We start from the raw sequence: 23,660 nt of genomic DNA, 5'->3' as shown, positions 1-23,660 counted from the left end.
GACCTACTCCGCCGCCTCGACATCGCGCTGTGACTCAGGCGCTTCCGCCTGAGCCAACACCGCCTCGGGCTCACCGCCATTTAGCCAGGCGATGAAGAGTTCATACCAGATGGCCAGCACCACGGCGCCCAGGAAGAGGCCGATGATCCCGGCAAACAGCATGCCGCCGATGGCACCTATCAGTATCACTGGCATGGGCACATCCACGCCCCGGCCCATCAACATAGGCTTGAGGATATTGTCCGAGATGCCGCCGAGGAAAATCCACACGCTGAAGATGGTTGCCGAGGTACCCTCCATGGAGGAGTAGGCATAGCCAATCAGGGGCAGCACTATGATCAGCGCCGGCAGTTGGGCGATCCCCAGGAACAGGGCCACCAGGGTGAGCAGTCCGGCGGCGGGCAGGCCGAAGACAAACAGGGCCGAGCCGATAAGCATGGCCTGGATGAAGGCGACACCGACCACCCCGAGGAGCACACTGCGTATGGTGGCGGCGGTCAGACTGGTCCAGGCGTGGGCATTGGGGCCGACAGCCCGCACCGCCACTTTACTCATGGCAGCTGCGCACTGCTCTGAGTTCGCCATGAAGCCGGCGGCGATCAGTAGCGAGATGATAAACATCACCAGGGTTGCCAGGCTGCTGCCTATCACTCCGGCCAGCGCCGAGAAGCCCGCCTTGATCTCTGGCAGGAAGTGCAATATCGCCTTCTCCAGGTTGCTGGCGATGTTATGCCACACCTCAAACAGGCGCTCGCCTATGATGGGAATTTCTGCCACCCGCTGGGTCGGCTCTGGCAGGTGGATCTCGCCGCTCTGCAGCACCTTAAGGGTGTTGGAGACCCCCTCGAAGATGGAGCCAGAGACCACCACGAAAGGGGTCACCAATAGGGCTATCCCCACCAGGGCAATAAGGGTCGCGGCCAGGCCACGACGACCCTTTAACATACGCTCCAGCCTGTGGGTCAAAGGCATCAGGGCGACGGCGATGATGGCCCCCCACAGGGCGGGCACGATAAAGGGCCGCACTATGTCGTAGGTCCAGATCACTAAGATGGCGAGTAGGCCGATGCGAATCGCCGACTCCGTCATATTACCGATAAACTCTTTGCGCTGCTGCGCCTTGGCTTCATTGTCCATAACTTTTCCTTCCCAGCGTGTGTAAGTGCGTACCGATAACCCGACTAAGGCCCAAAGCGTTAAACGCTAAAACAGAATCTTTGCTTTAGGCCTCACCACCTAGTCTGAGCAAAATATAGCCGATAGTGTTAATTAATCCCACAAGTAAAACAAGAATATAGCCCACATTTTGCCTCTTTGGACCTCGCCCTATTCCCTGATCTTGAGGCTGACCATCACGGGGGCGTGATCTGTGCTGTGGCTGTCGCGATCATATTGCGGATTGATCAGGTGGCTATCATAGGTGTGATACTGACTCACCTGTGCCAGACACTGATGATTATGGGGATCGAATTCGTTGGAGAGCAGGATATAGTCGATCACCTCGCCGCGATTAAGGTGATAGTGGGTCGGGGCCCGCGCCACCGAGGTAGGGCTGTACTCGGAGCGCTCATGAAGCAGGTAGGCATCCTGCAGACGATAGTCCTGAAACGCCTCCTCACCCAAGACCCCAAGCAGGCGACTATCCTCACTCACCAGGGCCGACAGCACGCCACCGGCCAGGCTATCGTTAAAATCGCCCATCAGGATCACTGGATAGCGGGTATCGATACGGCGCCTGGCGATGGCGACTCGCAGCAGGCTCGCCTCACTGCCGCGTATCAGCGAAGAAGCCCACTTGGCCGCCGCCTCGATGGCAAACAGGGCTTCACTCTTCTCAATGGTCAGGCTATCGCTCTGGGACGCCGCCGGCTCACTCCCCGAGTCTGGCGTCACCGCTAACTCGGGGTCAAACTGAGCCCGCTTGGACTTAAAATGCACCAGATAACAGTCGCAGGGGCCAAGATGCGGCAGCGCTATGGTCGCCCTCAAGGGCAGGCGGCTGTATTGAAAGCCGGGGGCGATCCCCATGACGCTGGCGACCGTCTGATCTATGTCGCATGGCTCATAACTAAGGATGGGGTACTTGCTGGCCAAGGCCAGCACTGGGTGGCGATAGATGAAGTCGTCGCTGACCTCGGGTCTGTCGACGGTAACAAAATAGGGATAACCCGCCTCGGCCAGCAGGGCTTGCAATGCTTCTATCGAAAACACCTCCTGAAAGCCGATGACGCAGGGGTCATGGCTCGCCAGATAGCGCCTTATCCAGTCACATTTCTGCTGCCACTGGGCCTGAGTGTAGATGTTATTAAAATCGTAATAGGCGTCGGGCGGCGCGATGAAGTTGTACAGATTGAAACTGGCGATCCGTATCTGGCTCGCCGCTGCTGACGTTTGGGTCACGTCCCCTCCTCTACGCCTCTACTAACTGCCAAATCTATACTAACGGCCAAACCTATACTAGCGGCCAAACCTATACTAACGGCAAAGCCCTTACTCGCGGCAAAGCCATCATGAGTAGAAAACCCCTGCCGCTAGCACAGTTACGCATCTCTATCTAAGGTGCAACTATGCTTAACCCCAGGGCATGTCGAAATAGACTCTGACGAAGAGATCTTTGTTCCAGGGCAGGATTGGCAGATAGTCCGGCGAGTCCACGGGCACCCTGGCATAGGGGTCCAGATTATACTCATTATATTTCACGCTGAAGACGAGCTGACTCTTGGATGACCAATGGTCGGCGTCATAGCTGAGGCGCGCCTCCAGCTGGTTCTCCAGCCAATCGCTGCCATCGTGCCACTGCTGCGCCGCCAGGCTCAGATCGAAATCTTTGCCCAGGGCAAACTGGGTCGCCGCGGCCAGCGTATAGGCGCCTGTCTTATTCTGGAAATCTTCCCTGTCATAGCCACGCATGCGCGGCACATCGTCGTCGATCTCAAGGAAGTAGTAACCGCCTCCCAGCTTAACGTCGGCCTGAAAACCCTCTCTCTGGTAGCCATAGCCCAGGGCCGGAAACAGCCTGACCTGTTTCTCCACCGAGCTAACGGTATTACGCTTGCCCCCCAGGCTTATGTCCCAAAAGAGACGAGAATGCTGGGATAGCGAGAAGAGGTCGCCACTGGCACTGTAGTAAGAGCTAAACCAGACGGGAATATGGTCGGGGTCGAGCTCGTCCACATCATGATCCACGAAGATATTCAGCTCGCCGGTAAGCTTGATCTCACTCTCGGTAAGATGGGTCAGGCCGATACTCACCCCAGCACCTAAGGTGTGGGAGTCGGCCTCATCCACATAGTAGTCGTGTCCGCCTATGCCCAGGCGCCAGTCCAGGGCCATGGCGGGTGCACTCAGCAATGCCCCCATCAGGGGCCAGGCGATGATGGATGAATCGATTCGAAAAGCCATGGTTTCTTCTCCGGCGTAGGCGAGTCGGGCGGAGCGCTCGACTCAAGATAACAGCCCTGAAAGTTAAGCATAAATCATCTTTTTTGTCAGGTAATTAGCTTAACTTATGCGACTGCTATCCGTTGAGCAATCGCTAAGGATTATACCTAGACGATAATAATGGCCTCTGCAGATTGGCGACCGCCTATTATCAATATATTTTTGAAAGTATATGTGACTTTCCTCTGTTTTTATCGGTGAAAGAGTCACGTAGAATCAGCCTCACTCTCGACATAAAGAATCGACATAAAGAATCGACTCAATCACAGGATGCTTGTCATGCAACAACTCAGTTTCTACACCAATAAGCGCTACACCACTAAGGCATTCGACCCAAGCCGAAAGATCGCCGACGACAAGATCGAGGAGATCAAGCAGCTGCTTCGCATGAGCCCATCGTCGACCAACTCACAGCCTTGGCACTTCGTGCTCGCCTCGACCGAAGAAGGTAAGGCGCAGATTGCCGAGGCCACCAGCGACTTCGCCTTCAACACCGCCAAGATCCTCAACGCCTCCCACGTGCTGGTGCTCTGCACTAAGACAAACATGGATGAGGCCCACCTATTAAAGGTACTCGAGCAGGAAGATGCGGATGGCCGTTTCGCCGACGAAGCCGCCAAACAGGGCCAGCACAATGGTCGTTCCTTCTTCGCCAACATGCACAGAATCGAGCTGAAAGACAGCCAGCACTGGATGGAGAAGCAGGTCTACTTGGCGCTGGGTAACCTGCTGCTGGGCGCCAGCCTGCTGGACATCGACGCTACACCAATCGAAGGCTTCAACGCCACTAAGCTCAACCAGGTGTTGGAGCTGCCGGCCAAAGGCTACGCCGCCTCTGTGGTGGTGGCCCTGGGTTATCACAGCGAGGATGACTTTAATGCCAAGCTGCCTAAGTCGCGCCTGCCTATCGAGACGCTCTTCACCGAGATCTAAGCGTCTCAACTCATGATCTGCCATAGGGCGATGCATATGCCATGCATCGCCTTTTCATTGGTTGCTGGCCCGACAAGCCCAGGCTTAACCAATAAGACTTGCGTTCTATTTTCTCCATTGTCATAGTAGAAATTATCGCCAGTCACGGATGAGACTCTCTGTATGCTTCTTGCCAAATCGACCCCGACAGCCGCCAGGCTGCAAGACGCCTCATCGTCCAGCCAATGCTTCGCCATCAAAGGCGATAACCCGCTCATCTGGCCGCTCCTCACCCTGCTGCAGCGCAGCAACCGTAGCTGGAAGGTGCATCACCTGGCCGCCGCCCTACAAGAGAAAGGCCTGATGCGCGCGCTGGACACAGACCCACAGAAGGCCCTGTTTAAGCAGAACTTCCTGCTGATGAACGCCCTGTTCGAGTTACAGGCCATGCTACTGCCCGGCAGCTACCTGCAGGTCAGGGCGATGGAGATACAGATCTTTCGCATCCCTCCCAGCAATTTAGATAGCCAGCTGAGTCAGGATGACGCCCTAAGAAGCTACTATCAGGACTGGCAGCACTACGACACCTGCCCGGATATCATTCAGGAGATGCTGGAATCCTTCTGGCAGCGCTATGAGGACTATATCGGCACCAGCCACAACGCCCTGCCCAAGCGTCAGGCGCTTGAGGTGTTCGAGCTGCCCCAAGACGCCAGCGACAGAGAGATACGCAAGCAGTGGCGAAAATTGGCCCTGCAATGGCACCCCGACCGTGACGGCGGCGACGCCACTCAATTTAAGCGGGTCTGCGAGGCCTGGCAGACACTGAGAGAATCCCGCTAGCCCAGTCACAGATCCGCCCTTTCTACCGACAAACAAAACGCAGAACTTCAGCTCAGGTCACACTCTGGCCACTGTTTCTCACTGCGCCTTCAGTCATAATTAAGCTTTGGCATTTAGGCTAACCCTATTGTCGATTGACGTTAGCCATTGATTGCACAACGACGCTATCAATTTAAGGATCATCATGATTAAACATATCGCACTCGCCCTGACCCTAGCCGTGGCGCCGCTCACCAGTTTTGCCGCCCAGTTTGTCGAGGGACAACACTTCATGACGGTGTCTGACAAGGCCCCCAGTGCCAGCCCCAAGCTGACTGAGTTCTACTCCTTCTACTGCCACAACTGCTTCAACATGGAGACTCAGTTCCTGGGAGACATCAAGGCCAACCTGGACAAGCGAGTGAGCTTCGACAGCAAGCATGTAGATTTCATGAACTCAGACATAGGTACAGAGGTGATGCGCTCACTTGGGGTGATCCAGGAGCTGGGCATCGAAGACAAGATGGTCCACGCCATGTTTAGCGCCATTCAGGGCGAGCAAGGCGGCCACGGACACAGCCATGATCACGACCATAGTGCCCATGAGAAACCTGCTATTAATACCCGCGACGACATCAAGAAGGTGTTCGCCGATCAGGGGATCGACATCAGCAAGTATGACGAGATCGCCGATGGTAAGACGGTCAGTGGCAAGCTCGACCTGTGGCGCGCCCAGCAGCGTGAGTTCCGCATTCAGAGTGTGCCCACCTTTATCGTTAACGATAAATATGCGGTCAACCTAAGCCAGATCCGCACCCTGGGTGAGCTGATCGATCTGATCAACTACCTGGCCGTCGAGCACAAATAGGCTCGGCAAAATGACATAAAAAAGGCGCCCTACGGCGCCTTTTTCGTTTCTCGTTGTTATTAATCGCATTGGCTTTAACCTTGTGGCGTTAGCCGACAACCACCTGCTGCGCCCCCTGATAGGCCTGCTGCTCCCCCCGCGCCAACGCCTCGGTCTGTGCCCTATAAATAGTGTTAATCACACTTAGGGTAGCGAAGGCCAATAAGATAGTGGAAACCTCTGATACTTGAGCTAGCATGTTGAGATTAATGAAATCTTGTAACTCCTCTGCCCTATCGGTTAATCGATATACCACCTGACCCAGGGCATTACTGACGATCCATAGTAGCCACCACAGGCTGATGCTGGAGTTGAAGCCGCTCAAACTCCAGTTCTCGGGATCATGGCTAGCCTGCCAGATCTCATTCATCGCCTGATAGGGTTTCCAGATGCAGAAGATGGGAATGAAGAAGTAACCGATGGACCAGCCAGGAGTAAAATTCATATCAGTAGCCCCCAGCTGACGCGCGTTGAAGTTCGCCCTGTATATCCACTTGAGAATCATGATCCCCGAAACGATAAAGACAACAAAATAAAGACCTGCCACCCCCAGCTGACGTCGATCATTTTCGTCACCATCGGCAATCGCCTGCTCCTCTGAAGAATAAGCCCCAGACTGATAATCCATCAGCAACTGATATTCCATGTAATTGGAGCTAATCGCGAGCAATGCAACAAAGACTTGGGCATAAAGCAGATAACGCACCCATTGAGTTAAAAGTCTTGCGTCTTTAAATTTAAAGATATTCCCTGACATTATGATTTTCCTATTATTATTTCTGGCATTATCCGTTTACTAAAGCGCTAATTGTAAGACAGCAGCTCAAGGCGTCGTGCGATGCACCAGGCTTGAGGCCGCTTCATCCTCAGGGACACACTTGAAATGCACCTCCCCTTCCTGCATATGTTTAGTTTCATATTCTGATTCGGTGCGGCTCACGCCCAAGACAGATACAGAGGAAGATTTCTTGGTTTGGTCGATGGCTTCACCCGTCATCTCGATATTTTCAGAGATGATGTCGTAACTCAGTCCCTTATCACTACATATCTTATTCATGAATCCTTTAGAGGTTTTCACCACCTGTGTCTTACTGGGGTGGGCAACAAACACCTTATAGGTACCATCGGCTAGCTCGATCACCTCGGGCATAGGAGGGATACCGTTAAGGGAGACCTGGCAGCCGCCAAGGCCGATTAGAAACAGCAAATTCACCTTGCTCAATCTAGGCATATCTAATTAATCCTTTAATTTTTTTTAGCGAAAAACATTAGGCAATGTCGGTAAATCTAGACTGCTGAAGGAGTGTATTTGCCAGGAGAGATCCCAGATGCCTTCCATGAATTGACCCATTCCCTGCACGCACCGACGAAGACGTTTATCCGCTCGCCATGGCGATACGCTCCCAAGCTAACATACTCGCTATGCTCTGCAAAGCAGGCTATGCCTAGCTCTGCTCTTAGCCCTTCACAATAAGCTTGCCAAGACCTACGCTAAATCAGGCTAACTCACTTTCCCCGCCTTTTTAGATACCTAGGTCATATAAACACCACTAAAACGAGACTTGTTACTTGCTGGTAACAGGATCGAGGTTTACCATGAAACAATCTCTATTCATCGAGGCGAAGGCATGTCTGCTGCGGAACAATCATCACGGAAAATGAGTTTTTACATCATAGGCTTAATCTTAGTCGTCTGGCTTTATAGCCTGTGGGCCGACAGGGTAACGCCCATGACGAGCGATGCCAGGGTGCATGCCTATCTGGTAAGGGTGGCCTCAGAGGTCGCCGGTAACATCACAGAGGTGAGCGTCAGAGATAACCAGATCGTCGAGGCCGGCGAGCCCCTGTTTCAGATCGATCCGCGCAACTATCGTCTCGCCATGCAATCGGCTCAGGCCAATCTATCGTTGGCGGGGCAGAATATCGGTGCCAGCACGGCGGCGGTAGAGGTGGCCCAGGCCAAGGTGGTAGATGCCATCGCCGCGCGTAACAACGCTAAGGAGCAGGCCGCGCGCGTCAGCGAGCTGGCCGGACAGGGGGTACTCAGCCAGGCAGAGCTGGACAATGCCATCGAGGCCAGAGACAGAACCCAGGCGAATCTCGAAGCGGCCGAGGCCTCGTTAGTGCAGGCCAGACAGGCCCTGGGCCCGGCAGGTCAGGACAATCCGCAGATCCTCGCGGCCATGGCAAACCTGGAGAAGGCTCAGCTGGATCTGCAAAAGACTCAGGTCAAGGCCCCTTCTAAGGGCGTAGTCACCAACCTTCAGCTCACCCTGGGACAGCGCGCCAACGTCGGCTCGCCCATGTTGACCTTTATCGATCCAAGGGGCGTGTGGATCTCGGCCCTGGTCAGAGAGAACTCGCTGGAACATATCAAGGTGGGCAACAAGGTGGAGATAGTCCTCGACGCCCTGCCGGGACGAGTGCTAGAAGGCAAGGTCGACAGCATAGGCTGGGGTACGGGCGGCAGTAACAATATCGACCAGAATACAGGGTTTCTCACTGCAGACAGCAATGGCATCAAGGCCCAGCGCTACCCGGTCAACATAGTCTTCACCGGCACCAAGCCGCCAGGAAATATTCGCTACGGCTCTCAGGCCACAGTGGCCTTCTACACAGAGCAGAGCAGCATAGGCGAGTTCCTAGCCGGCATCTGGATGCAGATAGTGAGTATCTGGACCTATGTTTCATAGCCCAGCCAACCCTATCATACGCCTGGTATTCGGCCCGCTAGCGCTGCTGTTTTACCTCTGGTCCCAGGCGGCGCCGCTAGCCATATTGGCGCCCATGTTCATGGTGATCTTTCTCACCCTGATGCCCTCGCGTCCGCCCCTGAGCCTGATGCTCAAGCTGCTGCTGATCGTCCTATTTGTCAGCCTGGGGCTGGTGTTTATCGGCGGACTCTTGCTCGACTCTCCCAGCGGTTACCTGTTGTTCTGCTGGTCGCTGCTGTTTTGGAGTTTCTATCGCAGCCACAACGATGGCAAAGATCTGCTCGCGACCCTGATGTTGATCGTGGTGATCATCATGACCATCATGAGTAAGCAGATGCAGGCGCCCATCGAGGTGCTGCCCTGGTTGTTGATGAAATCTGCGGTGCTGGCACTGATCCTCACCTATCTGAGTTTCCTGCTGTTTCCCGGCGACGAGCAAGATATACTGCCCGATGAGACCCAGGCCGATGGCAGCAGCGCCCATATGGGCACCATCTTATTTAAGACCACCGCCATGACCATAGTGTTGGCGGCGCTGATCGGCATCGGCAGCTCCCAGAGCATGCTGATTGCTATCACCATAGGCAGCATGATCAAGCTGGCGGATCCCAAGGAGCATAAGAGCTTCAAGCAGAATCGTCTGATCACCACGGCCATAGGTATCCTCTTCACCTTTCCCGTGATGTTAACCTTCGCCTTCGGTCTGCCGACCTGGGTGGTGTTGGGAATGGCCATCTTCTGCGGCCTGCAACTGGCGGGCTTTGCCATCAGGCGAGCCACTCCCCTGGCCATCTATCAGCTGCTGTTTACCAACTTTGTGGTGCTTGTGTATCAGATCATCACTCACATAGGATCCGATGCCCTCTATGCCCAGCTGGTGCGTCTTATCTCTATCAGTATCGCCATCATTATTGGTGGCCTGCTGCTCAGCATGCTGCACCATGAGACGGGGTCAACTGATGAAACGGAATTGACTGATGAGACGGGCGCGGATGATGAGAAGCGCTCAGAGGAGGCGCCTAGCAATGCCCCCGCAAAGGAACCTAAGGCGGCCGCCCAAGCTGGCAACTAGCCATAGGAGCAGATAAAAAAAGCGCGGCCTAAGCCGCGCTTTTTTAAACCCATTTTGTTAAGGCATTCGCCTAGCTTACATCTTAGACCAAGTGATGGTCTGAGCGCCTTTATCCACCTGAGCCATGATATCGGCATGCATTGGCGTCTTGAACTGCTTGGTGTCTTCCAGGTTAAACTTGATCTCCTTGCCACTCATCAGGCTGCGGAACCAGATATCACCGTTATCCAGGTTGTACTGCATGCTGAAGAAGCTTGGGTAGTCTTCGCCCGTCTTAGGGTCCTGCACACCGAATGGCACCAGCGCCGCCGCATCGAAGGTGCCCTTCTGACGAGCAACTGTCTCTGTGTAGCTCAGCCCTTCTAAGTCCATGTGAGTCGACATGGCCAGCAGGCGAGAGTTACGCTCCAGGCCGCCGATGCTCCAAGGCATTTTAGTGGCAACGCTAGGATCCTTAAGGTCGAACTGCTGCATATACTCTCTGTGCTTCTCCTGCAGCGGGTCGTTAGTCTTGACGCGCAGATCCGATTCGGCATCACCCAGATAGATCTTCTGCTCACCGCCCTTCACCAGTTGGATAAGCATGATGTTACCGTCGGCATCGACCACAGAGTAGTGCAGCGGCGCAGCGTGCTCCATACCATTTGGCGCAGAGGCCCAGGCGATTTGGAACTCACCATTATCCAGGGCCGCTTTCACCTCGGCGGTGGTGGCATAACGCTCGGTGATAAAGCTCACCACGTCGGCGGTGTTGACCGCTGGCGCGCCATTATCTTTGTGCTGGCTCAGATAAGGCTCGCTGTCATGCTGAGATAGCGCCATCACGCTGAGTCCCTTCTCGTTAGAAGTCTGACCCGACAGGCCGCCAAAGGCGCCATGCTCTTCGATAGAGAGGGTGTGGTACTTAGTCTGCCACTTAGTCATGGCCTGCTGGTACTCGGCAACCTGACCACGCATGGTGCGCTCGGTGCCGACAGGGAAGACAGACATGTGACCGTCGAAGGGGGCTGTGCTCACCCAGTCTGCGGTACGCATTAACATAGTACCGTATTGGGTCTCTGTCACCAGACGAGAACAGGCTTCGGCGTTTATGGCGGCGCCCATAGTAGTGGCAAATAGGGCTGCGATAGTGGTGCTTAGTAGTACTTTTTTCATGGTAACAATCTCCGTAACTAAGGATGTTGATTCGTTGACGGGTTAATCGTACCAAAGGCGAAAAAAGTGCTACGCTAAGAACTATCAACCTAAAGTTAAAGGTTCGCCGATGATCATCACCACAGAGAGATTGCAATACATTGTTTCCGTAGCCCAGCATGGCAGCTTTTCCGGCGCCGCCAAGGAGCTGGGGGTCAGCGTCGCTGCGGTCAACAAGGCGATACAACATCTGGAGTTTGATCTGGAACTGACCCTGTTCGAGCGCCATGGAGGTAAGAAACCACAGCTCACCCAGGAGGGCAAACGCCTCTATGTGAAGGCGCTGGAGATACTGCCCAAGCTTATCGCCATGGAGCGCCAGGCACAGATGATGAGTGAAGGAATAGAGAGCCAGCTCTCCATCTGCCTGCATCCCTATACCTGTTACCCCAAATACACCCAGCTCATCGGCGAGCTAGCGGCGCGCTACCCAGATCTGGAAATCAACATAGTCGAGGCGGAGACCCTGGACTGGCAGAATCTTCAGTGCGATATCATCATCGCACCCAATCGCCTGGCAAACCTCAGGGGGGTCAACATACAAACCATCAGCCGTATTAAATGGCTGCTGGTGAGCGCGCCCCAACATCCGCTGGCGCAACTGAGGAGTGCCCCCGAGCTGGAAGATTTCGATCACCATCACCAATTGATGCCGCCTGCGGGCAACATCATACTGCCCCATTACCTCGAGGTGATGCGCTACTCCAGCAAGCTGGTGACCGTAGAGCGTTTCTATCAGCTGCGGGAGCTACTGTTGGCGGGCTGTGGTTTTGCCATGTATCCACAGGCGCTCGCCCAGCCGCTCATTGAGGAGGGCAAGCTTAAGGATCTGAACTTCGATTATGGTAAGCAGGGCAATCACTGGCCCATAGATCTCATCTGGCAGGAGGGACTGGGCCAGGCGGGCAACTGGTTTATCGAGCAGTTGATCGATGAGGAGTGATCAACTCTAGCCTTGTTTTGCGGCGCTTAAACTCTCGCGGGCGCTAGCACTGGCCTAACTCTGACCTAGCACTGGCCTAGCACTGGCCTAGCGACGAATAAAGTCCAGCAGGTGCGACAGGGCAAACAGGGCGTGGATCACCATGAAGACGATGAAACCATGGGCCAGGCTGTGATGATAGCTGCGCCAGTTGAGGGCCTCGCTGCTGCCCTGGGTGAGAAACCACATCAGGCCGGTAACGGATACCGCCACAAACAGCAGCATACCTATCCCCTCGACCACGCTAAACAGGCCGCGGCCACCGGCCAGGGGCAACTTGCCACGCTTCAGGCCACACACGTCGTTACTCAGCTGGGTAAAATCGCCCACCAGATAGGGAAAATATTGTCGCCACTGACCGCGCATCAGGTTGATCGCCAACATGGTGACCGAGAAGATCCCCGCCAGCAGCCCAAGGTAGACATGCAGGATATCCCAGACCGAGGCGTTGGCCCGCAGCGCCCGCCCCATCATGAGCCAGCCACTGGTCCCCACCAGAAACAGGGTCAGCAGGATGACAAACAGATGCTGATAGGTCTCCAGCACCTCGCGCAGCTTGGTCAGTGTCTTCATCTTGCTCTCCCCTTGATATGACTCACGCTATCTTGACGCTTGAACTTTACGAAAGCGCGCAATACTAGAGCGCGTCGACCTGCTGAGCATAGTGCTTCACCTTGTCCCAGTCGGTGTACTCGACCTTGGTATCCGGCGCCGTCGGCCCCTTAGTGATCCACATGATGAAGCGTATGATGTTGCGATCCAGGGCGTTATAACCCTGATAATCCAGGTTACCACCAAACACCGCCAGCAGCTTTGGCTGCCAGGGCGACTTGGCCAGAAACGCCTGCATGTACGGGTTGGTCTCAGGGGTATTCTTGGCGGGCTTGCGCGCCACCAGGCTCACCGAAAAGAAACTGCTGGCCTTCTCCTGCAGCACCTTGATGTTCTCGCGAATGAAGTCGTACACCCTGGGATTATGCTTGCCGTGACGAATGCTGGCGCCCAGGACTATCTTATCGAACCCTTCCATAGCGGGCGGGTTGTCTATGCTGGCGCAGGTGACACTATGTTCCAGCGCCTCGAGCTCGCGCTGCATGAAATCGCACAGCTTACGGGTCTGCCCATGCACACTGGAATAGATGATTAATATTTTGCTCACGAAGGCCCCTAAGTCGACTTAACTCTTGCTATAGCACCATGATAGGGGAAATCGGGCAATATTTAATTGAAACAGATCACGAGGACTAAGGGCAAAATCCGGCTTAAGTTTACCGATGTCACAAATTGCCTCCTGGATACATTTTGTCATAAAAAAGCGCGGCCTAGACCGCGCTCTTCATGGTCTTTCTTAGCCTTAGAGGGACATCACGAAGGCCAGCAGTTGCGAGCGCTCCTCTTGGGTCAGGGCCATGAACTTATCGGTACTGGCCTGGGCCTCGCCGCCATGCCAGAGGATCGCCTCCTCCACACTCGCCGCGCGGCCATCGTGCAAGAAGCCCGCCTGGGGATTGACCGTCTGAGTCAGGCCTATGCCCCAAAGCGGCCGGGTGCGCCACTCGCTACCGCTGGCCAGAAAGTCGGGACGAGCATCACTCAAGCCTTCACCCATATCATGGAGCAACATATCGCTGAAGGGATAGATGGTCTGCCCCTTGAGGGCCTCTATCATGGGCAGCCCGCCAATCTCGCCGCTGCTCTTGGTGACAAACTTGGGCTGGTGACAACCGCTGCAGTTGACCTGCTCAAACAGCCGCGCCCCTTCCCTCACCTTGACATCATCCACCTGCCGCCTCGCCGGCACCGCCAGGGTCTCGGCGTAGAAGACCACGTCGTCGCTGAACTCGGCGCTCGCCTCTGGCTCACCGTCGACGCCGCTGCCGGTATCGACAAACCCGGTGCGGGTTAGGTAGCTGTCATGCATGCTGGTGCCCTGGATGCTCTCCTCGGGAAACAAGGGGTTGGTGATCCCAATGTCGCCGCGCAGCGCGCCCAATGACTGCACCCGCACGCTGGGGGTATTGGCCTTCCAGCCGAAACGCCCCAAAGAGACAGGATGGCTCTCGCCGCGCTGCGCCTTGACGGCGTCGAACACATAGTTTGCCCGTCCTGAGATGCCATCGCCGTCGGCATCGTTTTCATCCACCAGCGCCAGAATACTCGCCTCGGGAATCGCCTCCAGCAGCCCAAGACCAAACACAGGCATGCCGGTACGCCAGCCCATCAAGACATCGCCCTGCAAAAGCTCAGAGGTGACGTTGCTGCTGTTGAGGCTCTCACCCGGCGCATCGAAGGGATTTTCCACCGCAAACAGTGGCCTTTTGAGCGTCACCTCAGTGCCGTCGGGATAAGTTACCGTCTTTAGCTCGTAGGAGAGGTAGACATCCGCCTGACCGCCGAACAGGTTCTGCTGCCAGTCTTCCCTGGCCTTAAGCACCCCGCGGTGAAACAGCTGAGTGCCGAAGTTGGGCACAGGAATAGGCGCGCAGTAGTTGTTCGCTGCCGTCCCTTGCAGGCAAGGCTGGTCCGGCGCCTTGCTGATACGCAGGAAGATCCCCGCCTCGGAGCCGAGCTTAATGCGCGTTTGCCCCGCTGGCACTATCGGCGTCGAGTTACGACCGTCGCGCTGATGGCAGGAGTTACAGTCGGCGTTGTTGAACACTGGGCCCAGGCCGTCGAGCTCGGGATGCTCCTCGTTGGGCGCCGTGGTAAAGGCGGTCTCAAAATTCAGGTCGCCGCTTAGGTGCTGGGCGAGCTGCGTCTGGTTAAGATTCAGCGCCGGCGTCGAGTAGCCGTGACCCGAACTCGAGGCATCGAAGGTGGTGGTGTCACCGCCCAATGCCGTCACCTGGGTATAGTCGGGATACTGCTTCTCGGGCTCTGGCACTTCTATCTCATCACCCGAGCCGCCACAACCGGCCAATGCCAATGTCTGAGCCAGGGTCAAGGCCGCCAACAGGGCGGAGGGTTTTGTTAAGCAATTCATCATCTTTATCACACTTTATTGCAGTCAGGCTAAATGGGCTTTTGCCATTTAGCCTTTGTTTTTATGAGGTTATATAGGCAAGAAAAAGAGAGCCTGGGCTCTCTTCTTAACTGGCCTTATACCTTCCACTCTTTGAGTAGTGGCAACACCTGGTTTTCCAGGCTCGCCTGCAGGGTGGCCAGGGCATCGACCGCCTTCTGGATGCGCGCGCGGCCCGCCTCATCTTTTATCGCCTGACGGAACGGCATCTTGTCGGTGCCTTCGATGGCGTGGATCTGCAAGATTGCAGCGTCTATCTCTGCGGCGATCCGGCTAGCCAACTCGCTGTCCGCGGCGCGCACGAAGTCGATGATCCCCTGCTTGTCGGCCTCGCCGGTGAACTCGCCCTGATAGACGTTGCGCACCCCTATGATGTTATCGCTAAAGTCGGTCAGCGAGTTCCAAGAGTATTGCGATTCCACCTTAGAGGTGTCCGCGCTGGCCAGCGAGCCGCCGAAGGGGTCGGCGATCTTACCGTTGCCCACCTCATCGACTATGCCGATCATCCCCTTGATCAGCTCCTCCAACACGCCCACCTGCGAGCTGTAGAAGGTATTGCCATCGACGCCCGGCGACTTCAGCAACTCGCCATAGGCCTTGCCACTCTGACCGTCATGGCTTACCAGCCAGGCATCGGCCAGCTGCTTGGTGTAGTCGCGAAACACCTCAGCCAGTCCCATGAGGTAGTCGCGCTCATTGGCGGTCAACTCGTCGATCTGCTTGACGTTGTCGTCCATGCCGTCACCGAACAGCAGAAACTCCATGGTGTGGAAACCCTGCACGTCATCGTTCCAGCCCTTGATGGTCTCGGCATCGAAGCCGCTGCTGTTGATTAAGACCGTCTTAAGATCTGTGGTGTTCAGCGGCCAGCTATCCAGGTGTGGGTCGATCCCCAGAGAGTCCACCGGGCCGAAGATGTGTGACTCGCCCTGCTCCCAGGGCTGACGGGCCGCCTTCCAGGCCGACTGCGCCGCCTCAAGATTTGCCTGGGTAGGAGTGGCAACCAGGGTCTGGGTGGCCTGCAGCAGCGCCTCGCCGCGATCCGCTAATGTGCTGTAACCCTTGACGATCACCTCGTCGCTCAGGTTGACGATCAGGGCGTCGGCATCGAAACTAAAACCAGTCTCGGGCACCACCACCTCAGGCTCATCGCTGCCCGAACCACCACAGGCCGCCAAACCAGAAATGAGTGTCAATGCGATCGCGCCATATTTAAAGTGTTTCATCTGTCTCTCCATAAAAATCAAAGTTGGTTGTCGGCCGTTAGAGCGAGAATTGATAGCCCACGCCTAGGGCAAAGAAATGGGTATCCGGGATGGCAGCCACCGCCACCTGATGCAGGCCGCCCTCGGCCTTGATCACTATCTCGGGGATCGGTGAGTAGTTGATGCCGACGCTGGTCCAGGTGTTCTCATAGCGCTTGGTGGCCGCACCGGTTTCCACCTCGCTCAGCGGGTTGGCATAATCCAGGTTGGCAAACACAGTCAGCGGCACAGAGAAGAAGTGGTTGAGATCCAGCCCCGCCTCGACGAAGAAAGACTCTGCCTTGCTGCCCAGCTGGGCGAAGTTGCCAGGCTTGAGGCCCGGGGTGGTCTTGTTGGCCTGAGTGATCGCATCGGCATCATCCAGGGTGCCCTGCAGGTACTGTCCGCGCAGTATCCAGGGGCCGTCCACATAGGCACCGGAAAGCGCCAGCAGGCTCACGCTGCCGTCACCGGCCAGCTTGTTGCTCTTGTGGCGATTACCGCTGGTGTTGCCATAGTAGTAGGCGACGCCCAGTGCCAGGCCTGGCTGTTTGAAGCTGCCGTAATCGAGACGCAGCACATAGGCCAGCTCGTCGGCGTTGATGTGCTCGAAGCGCTTCTGATGACCGGAAGCTATCCAGTCGTAGGTGCGGAAATACTCAGAGTTGAGGCCGCTGACCACCTGAGCCTGATAGTGGAAATCCCCCAGGTCGCCGAAGATGCCGATACCCGTCTCGTTCCACACGGCGGGCAACATGGCCGCCTCGCTGCGGTGACGCAGCACGGTCAGGTATTGGTTAGGCTTATGCAGCACGCTGGAAAGGCCCACCGGTAGATGTATGTTTCCGAACTTGACGCCGAAGGCTTTACTCGGGCGATACCTGAGCTGGGCCTTCTCGATCATCACCTCGCCGCCGGCCTCGACCTCCGACTCGAACTCGCCGAACTCGTCGAAACCGTCATATTCCAGAGCGCTGCCCGTGCCGCCATGTTCATATTCGATCTCCACCTCCATGTCCCACTCGTCGTTGAACTGGTAGCCAAATTCGGTGACGATCCGCTCCAGATCCAGGCGGCCGCGACGCTCGGGCGAGGTGTCCTGCACGTTATCGAAATACTCGTCGCTGGTGTAATTCATGCTGCCGTAGGATTCAAACTTGAAGCGGCTCCAGGGGCTGTTTGCGGCCTCCAGGGCAACCTGCTCCTGTACCGCCTTGGTCAGCGCCTGTCGATCAATCTGTTGCTCGGCCTGTTTCTCTACCTGTTTGTCGGCCTGCTGCGCCTTAAGCTGGGCCAGCTCCTGTTTCAGCTGAATAAGCGCCTGCTCCTGCCTGGCGATCGACTCGGCTAAGGTGGCGGTATTGGTCGCGGTATTGGTTGTGTTATTTAGTTGAGTGTCGGCATAGGCATTGCCCGCCAGCAAGCCGGCGATAGCCATCCCTAAGGTGGTTAATTTCAGTGTCATCTTCTCTCCATGCTGAATAAACAGCATCCCCCATTAAATTGCGGGCACAATATTTCAAATGAGAATAATTTGCATTACAATTTACATTTGTTAATAACAAATTGATGACAAAGCATGCTAGGGCGTAATGATTGAAACCAGTTTGTGCCGCCCAAGCTATGGGGTAGACTGATCGCCCCGGGAAAGACTGGAAGCCAATGGAATGTTAAAGAAGAACCCACAAACCCTCTTGCTGCTGATGACCTTCGTGATGTCCTTGGTATTTTCTGTGTGGCAGGTGCTGCTGAACAACTTCGTCATCGAGCGAGCCAGCTTTACCGGCGCCGAGATAGGCATATTACAGAGTCTGCGGGAGGTGCCTGGATTTCTGGCCTTTACCGCCATCTTCATTTTGCTGCTGCTCAGGGAACAGACTTTCGCCCTAGTCTCCCTCGCCCTGCTGACCATAGGGGTCGGCATCACAGGCTTCTTCCCTCAGGTGCTGGGCCTCTACATGACCACCATACTCATGTCGGTGGGCTTTCACTACTACGAGACCATCAATCAGTCCCTCACCCTGCAGTGGGTAGACAAGGCCGACACCGCTGGCTTCATGGGCAAGGCGCTGGCCTGGCGCTCGGCGGCGGCCCTCACAGGCTATGGTAGCATCTGGGTGGTAATGACCTATCTACAGCTGGATTATCAGTGGATGTACGCCATCATAGGTGGACTCGGGCTGCTGATGGTGATCGCCCTGACTCTCTACTTCCCGCAGTTTCCTCAGGGCGAGGTGCAGCACAAGAAGGTGATCCTCAGACGACGCTACTGGCTCTACTACCTGCTGACCTTCTTCTCCGGCGCGCGCCGACAGATCTTCATGGTGTTTGCCGGCTTCATGATGGTGGAGAAGTTTGGTTATAGCGTCAGCCAGATCACCGCGCTGTTTCTGATCAACTATGTGGTCAACCTGCTGTTCGCCCCCGCCATTGGCCGCTTTATCGGCCGCATCGGCGAGCGTAACGCCCTGATGATAGAGTATGTGGGCCTGATAGTGATCTTCACCAGCTACGCCTTCGTCCAGCAGGCGGAGATGGCGGCCGTGCTCTATGTGCTGGATCATCTGCTGTTTGCCATGGCCATCGCCATCAAGACCTATTTCCAGAAGATCGCCGAGCCCAAGGATATCGCCGCCACCATGTCGGTCAGCTTCACCATCAATCATATCGCGGCCGTGGTGATCCCGGCGCTGCTGGGGATGCTCTGGCTCTACTCCAACAAGTGGGTGTTCTTTATCGGGGCAGGCTTCGCCCTCTGCTCACTGGTGCTGGCCTTCAACATTCCGCGCCATCCGGCCCAGGACAAGCATGTCAACTGGCCGGCCAGCGCTTGAAACTAGGGGTTGGGGGTTGGGGCTAGGGCCTAGGGCGAAATTCAGATAGAATCGGACGTTAAAGCGACACAAGATAAGATTATTCACAAGAAAAGATTATGGCCGAGATCGTTAAGCTATCCAACTCAGGGTCCAATCAACCCGATGTATCTGCCCGCCGCAAGGCCCTGCTGCTTGGCCGCCTGATCGGTCTGGGAAGCGACGAGGATTACCGTCCCTCTCAGGCCTCTGTGGCAGAGCGATCGGACCATCGTCTGCGCAAGCTCGCCAGCCAGTATCAGGCTAACCTGGAAAACATCTACGCCATCGCCCTCTCCCATACGCCATCGGATGTGACCGGGGCGGATCTCGACCCCGATTGGATCCACCAGTTCTTTCAGCTGGCAGAGCAGATCCACAACCGCAACATGCAGGCGCTGTGGGGACGGATCTTGGCCAACGAGATCACCAGCCCAGGCAGCTTTAGCCTCAGGAGTCTGGCGACCCTGAAGCAGCTGACTCACAAAGAGGCGCAGATGTTCGAGAAGGCCCTGGGGATGGCAGTCACCTTCAACAACGAATCTAAGCTCAAGCTGGTGATCGGCTTTCGCCACGCCGGCGGCATAGGCCAGCTGTTTCGCAAGACGGATACCACCCAGATCGCCCTGTCGCAGTTTGGTCTGCCCTACTCCTCCGTGCTCACCCTGGTAGATGCGGGCCTGCTACACAGGAGCGAGTTTGAGACGGGGCAGCTCAACGCCAAGAACCCCATCAGCTTTACCCTGTCGGGCAAGCGCATGACGCTGACGCCCAAGCACGGGCACTTAGTGTTTAGCTATTATCGACTGACGCCGACCGGCGACGAATTGGCGCAGCTGGTGCGCCCCAAGGCAGATGAAGAGTATGCCCGCGCGCTGCAGGCACTATTTAAGAAAGACTTTAAAGTAGACTACTGAAAAGTAGATTATTGGCCCAGCGACTGCTTCAGCGCCGCATCCAGGGTCTTAGGGCTGGTCTCTGGGTTGAACCAGTGCAGGCTATCGGCCAGGCCAACCACCTCACCTATGATCATCAGCGCCGGCATCTCCAGTGCCGGATCCGCCGCCAGTTCCGCCAGTTCACCTAGGGTGCCGATAAATCGCTGCTGCGCCGCCGTGGTCGCCTTTGAGACAATGGCCACCGGCGTCTTGGGCGAGCGCCCGGCCGAGATAAGTCCATGTTGAATGCTGGCGGCGTTGAGGATCCCCATATACACCACCAGCGTATTGGCGCTGTTGGCATAGGACTGCCAGTCCATGGGACGACTCTCCAACTTGCAGTGACCGGTAATAAAGCTGACTCCCTGGGCATGATCCCTGTGGGTCAAGGGAATACCTGCGTAGGCAGAGGTGCCGCTGGCCGCCGTGATGCCAGGCACCACCTCGAACTCCACCCCGGCCTCGACCAGGGTCTCCAGCTCTTCGCCACCACGGCCGAAGATGAAGGGGTCGCCCCCCTTGAGGCGTACCACGTTCTTGCGGGTATAGGCCTTGGTCACCAACAGCTGGTTGATCTCCTCCTGGGCGGCGCTGTGTTTACCGGCGCGCTTGCCCACGGCGATCAACTCCGCCTCTTTCGGCGCTAAAGCCAGGATCTCTTCGCTCACCAGGGCGTCGAACAAGACCACATCGGCCTTCTTCAGGATGCGGTAGGCCTTGAGCGTTAATAGCTCAATGTCGCCAGGACCGGCGCCCACAAGCCAGACTTTGCCCTGTGCCTGTTGCCCGGGTAGAGTAAATAGTTCCATATCCGCATCTCATACAATAGTGATGAGGTTAATATAGCGTCATTCTTATTCCATAAAAAATAGAAGTTTATTAGGTTTTATTCTTTTTAGTTATTAGTGGGGTTTGGCGAAATTTTCATGAAACAAATCAAGTAGACAGAATTAAAATAGGTGCGCGCGGCGGGCGCAAATGTTACAACATAGCCTAGATTGGAGACGACGCGCTAAGCTTGCGACACGAGAGGAAACAAGGATGCAAACCACCCAATACCTTAAATGGCTTCCCCTGATCACCCTATGTTCACTGCCTGCAACCTGCCTGGGCGCCGAGCCCACAGAAGATAAGAAAACCACAGAGGATAGCTCGCTGCTGGACCAGCGCGTCGAAGATGAGCTGGCCACCTCGGAGAGACCCTTCGTGATCACGCCGCACAAGGTCAACTACATCTTGCCCGTGACCTATAACAGCTCACCCAATAGGGATCCCTTTGATGAGAAACTGTCCAAGAACAACTCGGAAATCGACAACCTGGAAGCCAAGTTTCAGATTAGCTTTAAGTTCCCCTTGATGTACAACGTGTTCGGCGACAACGGTCATCTGTTTTTCGCCTACACCAACCAGTCTTACTGGCAGGTGTATAACAAGGATATCTCCTCGCCATTTCGTGAAACCAACCATGAGCCTGAGATCTTCATGCTGTTCAACAACGACTGGCAGATAGGCCCGCTGACCAACTCCTTCTGGGGCGTCGGCGCCGTGCATCAGTCCAACGGCAATTCCGGCTCCCTCTCCCGCAGCTGGAACCGTATCTATGGCACCATGGTGTTCGATAGCGGCCCCTTTGCCCTCGCCGCCAAGGTGTGGTGGCGGATTCCCGAAGATGAGAAAGAGACACCCGATTCACCCAAGGGAGACGATAACCCGGATATCCTGGATTACATGGGCAACTTCGAGCTCATGGGGGTCTATGGTGTAGACCAACACAGGTTCTCGCTGATGCTGCGCAACAACCTAGAGAGCCCTAACCGCGGCGCGGTGGAGTTTACCTGGAGCTATCCTATCATTGGCAATCTGCGTCTCTATACGCAATATTTTAATGGTTATGGCGAGAGTCTCATCGACTACAACGCCCATACCCAGCGGATCGGCATCGGCTTCGCGATCAACGACATTCTCTAACCATAGGCGGCGCGCTATGCCCGCCGCTCGCATTAGGAAGCAGAATGAAATTCGGACACCAGAGCATCATCAACGGCTTCGGCCTCATCATGCTGCTGAGCTGTATTCAGCTGACGGTGATCGCCCTGCGCGAAGAGCCGCCCAAGCCGCAGCTCTCGGCCCGGGAGATGCAGTCTGATCTTAACTACCTGCAACAACATCTCAGCCAATATTCCGCCAGCGCGGCAGCTTCCCCTCAGCGCTTAGTGAGCCTGGAGACCGAAATCAACAAGGCCCGGGGCCAGCTGCCCCTGGGCGGTGAGCGTCAGCTATTTGCCCAGCAACTGCTTAAGATACTGACGGCCATTGACGATCCCAGCGCCCGGCTCGAGGGTGTTACCGCCCAGGCCTATTTGCCGATAAAGCTGCGCAAGTTAAACGATAAATGGCTGGCGCTGACCCAGGACAATCGCCCGCTGGATAGTGAAGCCCCCTTTATCACCCATATCGATGGCCTGCCCATCGCCCTCTGGGTAGCAGCCACCCAGGGCTTTCTGCCCCCCAGCCTGGCCGACACGGTAAGCGAACAGGCAAGCTATCTTACGATGATCACCATGCTCAGGCGCGAGATAGGCCTGGCGCCCAGCGAGCACTGTCGCCTCACCCTGAGCAATGAGGAGGGCAACGGCCACCAAGTTAGCCTGGCGCTGACCAGCAAGCCGCCTCAGGCGCTCAGTGGCAATGACAATGAGCAGGTCAGTGCCGACCTGCACGGGGTGTTTAGCCTCCATGACCTGTCGAGCTTCAATCCAGGCAGCCCCCTAGGGCAGCGTCTCAAGCGCTCGCTGACCAGCCCTGTCACCATATTGGATCTACGCCAGGCTTATGGCGCGAGCGATGAACTCCTCAAACTGCTGGCCCAGACATTCAGCCCGGACATCAGACCGCCGCTACTGGCGGGCTGGCCAGACTCCTTGCAGGCGGTGGCGCGCTACAAGAAGGGGCCTAATCTGCGCAGCGATTACCTCAAGCCCCTAGGCTTCCTGCCACCTGCCAGCCTGAGTCAGGCGGAGCAGTTACAGCTGGAGTTGCTGCGCCCACACCTGCCCGAAGAGGAACCCGGTTTTAGCCCCTGGCAGGCCAAGTTTTGGCACCTGGCCAGCCTACCCTGGTCGTATCTTCCCCGCCCTAAACGAGGCAAGTTGATGCTGCTGATCGGCCCAGATTGTCGTCAGCAGTGCCAGTGGGTAGCCCACTTCGCCAAGACCTGGCCAGACACCTTAGTGGTGGGTGAGGCGACGCGGGGGGAATATGGCAGACAGCAACAGCTCACCCTGCCAAACAGTGGCTTTAAGATAAGTTTCAACGCCACCCAGGTATATGACGCCACGGGCAAGGCGCTGTCGGGCGTGCCGACCCAGCCGGATATCGAGCAGCCGCTGGATGATGCCGTCTACTGGGAAAACCTGATCGCCCTGTTTGCGCCGGATACAGACAGCCAGGCGCCGAGTTCAACTAATACAAGTAACTAATACAAGTAACTAATACAAGTAACTAATACAAGTAGCTAATACAAGTAGCTAATACAAGCAGCTAATATAACCAAGCCTACA

Annotated in this window: 22 protein-coding genes; 10 read left to right on the top strand and 12 right to left on the bottom strand. The window is 56.0% G+C overall.

What is annotated here, in order from left to right; all coding sequences use genetic code 11:
- Positions 1–3: 3 nt before the first annotated feature.
- The 3 genes from SHEW_RS03545 to SHEW_RS03535 form a co-directional block, all read right to left on the bottom strand.
- Positions 4–1,137 carry an AI-2E family transporter gene (locus tag SHEW_RS03545; protein ID WP_011864497.1) on the bottom strand — a complete coding sequence of 378 codons (1,134 nt, stop codon included), beginning with the start codon at positions 1,135–1,137 and terminating at the stop codon, positions 4–6.
- A gap of 189 nt (positions 1,138–1,326) precedes the next feature.
- Entirely contained in the window at positions 1,327–2,400 is a 1,074-nt protein-coding gene (locus tag SHEW_RS03540) for an endonuclease/exonuclease/phosphatase family protein (RefSeq protein ID WP_011864496.1), read from the bottom strand.
- 171 nt (positions 2,401–2,571) lie between these two features.
- Entirely contained in the window at positions 2,572–3,402 is an 831-nt protein-coding gene (locus tag SHEW_RS03535; RefSeq protein ID WP_011864495.1) for a hypothetical protein, read from the bottom strand.
- Positions 3,403–3,720: 318 nt separating this feature from the next.
- On the opposite strand from SHEW_RS03535, the gene nfsB reads away from it, so the two are divergent.
- The 3 genes from nfsB (at position 3,721) to SHEW_RS03520 (ending at position 6,043) form a co-directional block, all read left to right on the top strand.
- A complete protein-coding gene (gene nfsB, locus SHEW_RS03530) occupies positions 3,721–4,374 on the top strand; it encodes an oxygen-insensitive NAD(P)H nitroreductase (RefSeq protein ID WP_011864494.1) in 654 nt (217 codons plus the stop codon).
- Between the two features lie 162 nt (positions 4,375–4,536).
- A complete protein-coding gene (locus tag SHEW_RS03525) occupies positions 4,537–5,196 on the top strand; it encodes a DNA-J related domain-containing protein (RefSeq protein ID WP_011864493.1) in 660 nt (219 codons plus the stop codon).
- A 184-nt stretch (positions 5,197–5,380) separates the two neighbouring features.
- Positions 5,381–6,043, top strand: coding sequence for a thiol:disulfide interchange protein DsbA/DsbL (locus SHEW_RS03520; RefSeq protein ID WP_011864492.1), 663 nt, complete (start codon positions 5,381–5,383; stop codon positions 6,041–6,043).
- An 88-nt stretch (positions 6,044–6,131) separates the two neighbouring features.
- Here SHEW_RS03520 and SHEW_RS03515 read toward each other — a convergent pair whose 3' ends face one another.
- A complete protein-coding gene (locus SHEW_RS03515; RefSeq protein ID WP_011864491.1) occupies positions 6,132–6,839 on the bottom strand; it encodes a DUF4328 domain-containing protein in 708 nt (235 codons plus the stop codon).
- 66 nt (positions 6,840–6,905) lie between these two features.
- On the bottom strand, positions 6,906–7,313 hold the full coding sequence (locus tag SHEW_RS03510; RefSeq protein ID WP_011864490.1) for a hypothetical protein: 408 nt from the start codon (positions 7,311–7,313) through the stop codon (positions 6,906–6,908).
- Between the two features lie 427 nt (positions 7,314–7,740).
- Here SHEW_RS03510 and SHEW_RS03505 point away from each other — a divergent pair, with 427 nt between their 5' ends.
- Both SHEW_RS03505 and SHEW_RS03500 read left to right on the top strand, forming a co-directional pair.
- Positions 7,741–8,775: an HlyD family secretion protein gene (locus SHEW_RS03505; protein WP_223294759.1), complete on the top strand. Its 1,035-nt coding sequence runs from the start codon at positions 7,741–7,743 to the stop codon at positions 8,773–8,775.
- The gene (locus SHEW_RS03500) at positions 8,765–9,868 is read left to right on the top strand and encodes a DUF2955 domain-containing protein (protein ID WP_011864488.1); all 1,104 of its coding nucleotides are present in this window, start codon (positions 8,765–8,767) and stop codon (positions 9,866–9,868) included. Before SHEW_RS03505 ends, SHEW_RS03500 begins: the two co-directional genes overlap by 11 nt.
- 75 nt (positions 9,869–9,943) lie before the next feature.
- On the opposite strand, the gene SHEW_RS03495 is transcribed toward SHEW_RS03500, so the two are convergent.
- Positions 9,944–11,023 carry a linear amide C-N hydrolase gene (locus tag SHEW_RS03495; RefSeq protein ID WP_011864487.1) on the bottom strand — a complete coding sequence of 360 codons (1,080 nt, stop codon included), beginning with the start codon at positions 11,021–11,023 and terminating at the stop codon, positions 9,944–9,946.
- A 109-nt stretch (positions 11,024–11,132) separates the two neighbouring features.
- On the opposite strand from SHEW_RS03495, the gene SHEW_RS03490 reads away from it, so the two are divergent.
- Positions 11,133–12,005 carry a LysR family transcriptional regulator gene (locus SHEW_RS03490; RefSeq protein ID WP_011864486.1) on the top strand — a complete coding sequence of 291 codons (873 nt, stop codon included), beginning with the start codon at positions 11,133–11,135 and terminating at the stop codon, positions 12,003–12,005.
- Positions 12,006–12,092: 87 nt separating this feature from the next.
- Here SHEW_RS03490 and SHEW_RS03485 read toward each other — a convergent pair whose 3' ends face one another.
- From SHEW_RS03485 to SHEW_RS03465, 5 genes are all read right to left on the bottom strand, one after another.
- The gene (locus tag SHEW_RS03485; RefSeq protein WP_011864485.1) at positions 12,093–12,617 is read right to left on the bottom strand and encodes a cytochrome b/b6 domain-containing protein; all 525 of its coding nucleotides are present in this window, start codon (positions 12,615–12,617) and stop codon (positions 12,093–12,095) included.
- Positions 12,618–12,681: 64 nt separating this feature from the next.
- Positions 12,682–13,203: a menaquinone-dependent protoporphyrinogen IX dehydrogenase gene (gene hemG, locus SHEW_RS03480; RefSeq protein ID WP_011864484.1), complete on the bottom strand. Its 522-nt coding sequence runs from the start codon at positions 13,201–13,203 to the stop codon at positions 12,682–12,684.
- Positions 13,204–13,398: 195 nt separating this feature from the next.
- The gene (locus tag SHEW_RS03475; RefSeq protein WP_011864483.1) at positions 13,399–15,030 is read right to left on the bottom strand and encodes a di-heme oxidoredictase family protein; all 1,632 of its coding nucleotides are present in this window, start codon (positions 15,028–15,030) and stop codon (positions 13,399–13,401) included.
- A gap of 113 nt (positions 15,031–15,143) precedes the next feature.
- Positions 15,144–16,292, bottom strand: coding sequence for an imelysin family protein (locus SHEW_RS03470; RefSeq protein WP_011864482.1), 1,149 nt, complete (start codon positions 16,290–16,292; stop codon positions 15,144–15,146).
- A 37-nt stretch (positions 16,293–16,329) separates the two neighbouring features.
- Positions 16,330–17,775, bottom strand: a complete 1,446-nt coding sequence (locus SHEW_RS03465; protein ID WP_011864481.1) for a hypothetical protein — start codon at positions 17,773–17,775, stop codon at positions 16,330–16,332.
- A gap of 202 nt (positions 17,776–17,977) precedes the next feature.
- Here SHEW_RS03465 and SHEW_RS03460 point away from each other — a divergent pair, with 202 nt between their 5' ends.
- Together SHEW_RS03460 and SHEW_RS03455 are read left to right on the top strand one after the other, a co-directional pair.
- Positions 17,978–19,144, top strand: coding sequence for an MFS transporter (locus SHEW_RS03460; protein WP_011864480.1), 1,167 nt, complete (start codon positions 17,978–17,980; stop codon positions 19,142–19,144).
- A 98-nt stretch (positions 19,145–19,242) separates the two neighbouring features.
- Positions 19,243–20,079 carry a TIGR03899 family protein gene (locus SHEW_RS03455; RefSeq protein WP_011864479.1) on the top strand — a complete coding sequence of 279 codons (837 nt, stop codon included), beginning with the start codon at positions 19,243–19,245 and terminating at the stop codon, positions 20,077–20,079.
- Between the two features lie 8 nt (positions 20,080–20,087).
- Here SHEW_RS03455 and cobA read toward each other — a convergent pair whose 3' ends face one another.
- Positions 20,088–20,909 (bottom strand): uroporphyrinogen-III C-methyltransferase, encoded by an 822-nt coding sequence (gene cobA / locus SHEW_RS03450; protein ID WP_011864478.1) that lies wholly within the window; start codon positions 20,907–20,909, stop codon positions 20,088–20,090.
- Between the two features lie 232 nt (positions 20,910–21,141).
- Between cobA and SHEW_RS03445 the strand changes: the two genes are divergently transcribed.
- Both SHEW_RS03445 and SHEW_RS03440 read left to right on the top strand, forming a co-directional pair.
- Entirely contained in the window at positions 21,142–22,068 is a 927-nt protein-coding gene (locus SHEW_RS03445; RefSeq protein ID WP_011864477.1) for a phospholipase A, read from the top strand.
- Between the two features lie 44 nt (positions 22,069–22,112).
- Positions 22,113–23,579 (top strand): S41 family peptidase, encoded by a 1,467-nt coding sequence (locus SHEW_RS03440; RefSeq protein ID WP_011864476.1) that lies wholly within the window; start codon positions 22,113–22,115, stop codon positions 23,577–23,579.
- The last annotated feature ends 81 nt before the right edge of the window (positions 23,580–23,660 follow it).

It is taken from the genome of Shewanella loihica PV-4 (genome assembly GCF_000016065.1).
GTDB classification, from domain to species: Bacteria; Pseudomonadota; Gammaproteobacteria; order Enterobacterales; family Shewanellaceae; genus Shewanella; species Shewanella loihica.
Note: the sequence above shows the minus strand (reverse complement) of the source record. Positions and strands in the feature narration are given on the sequence as shown.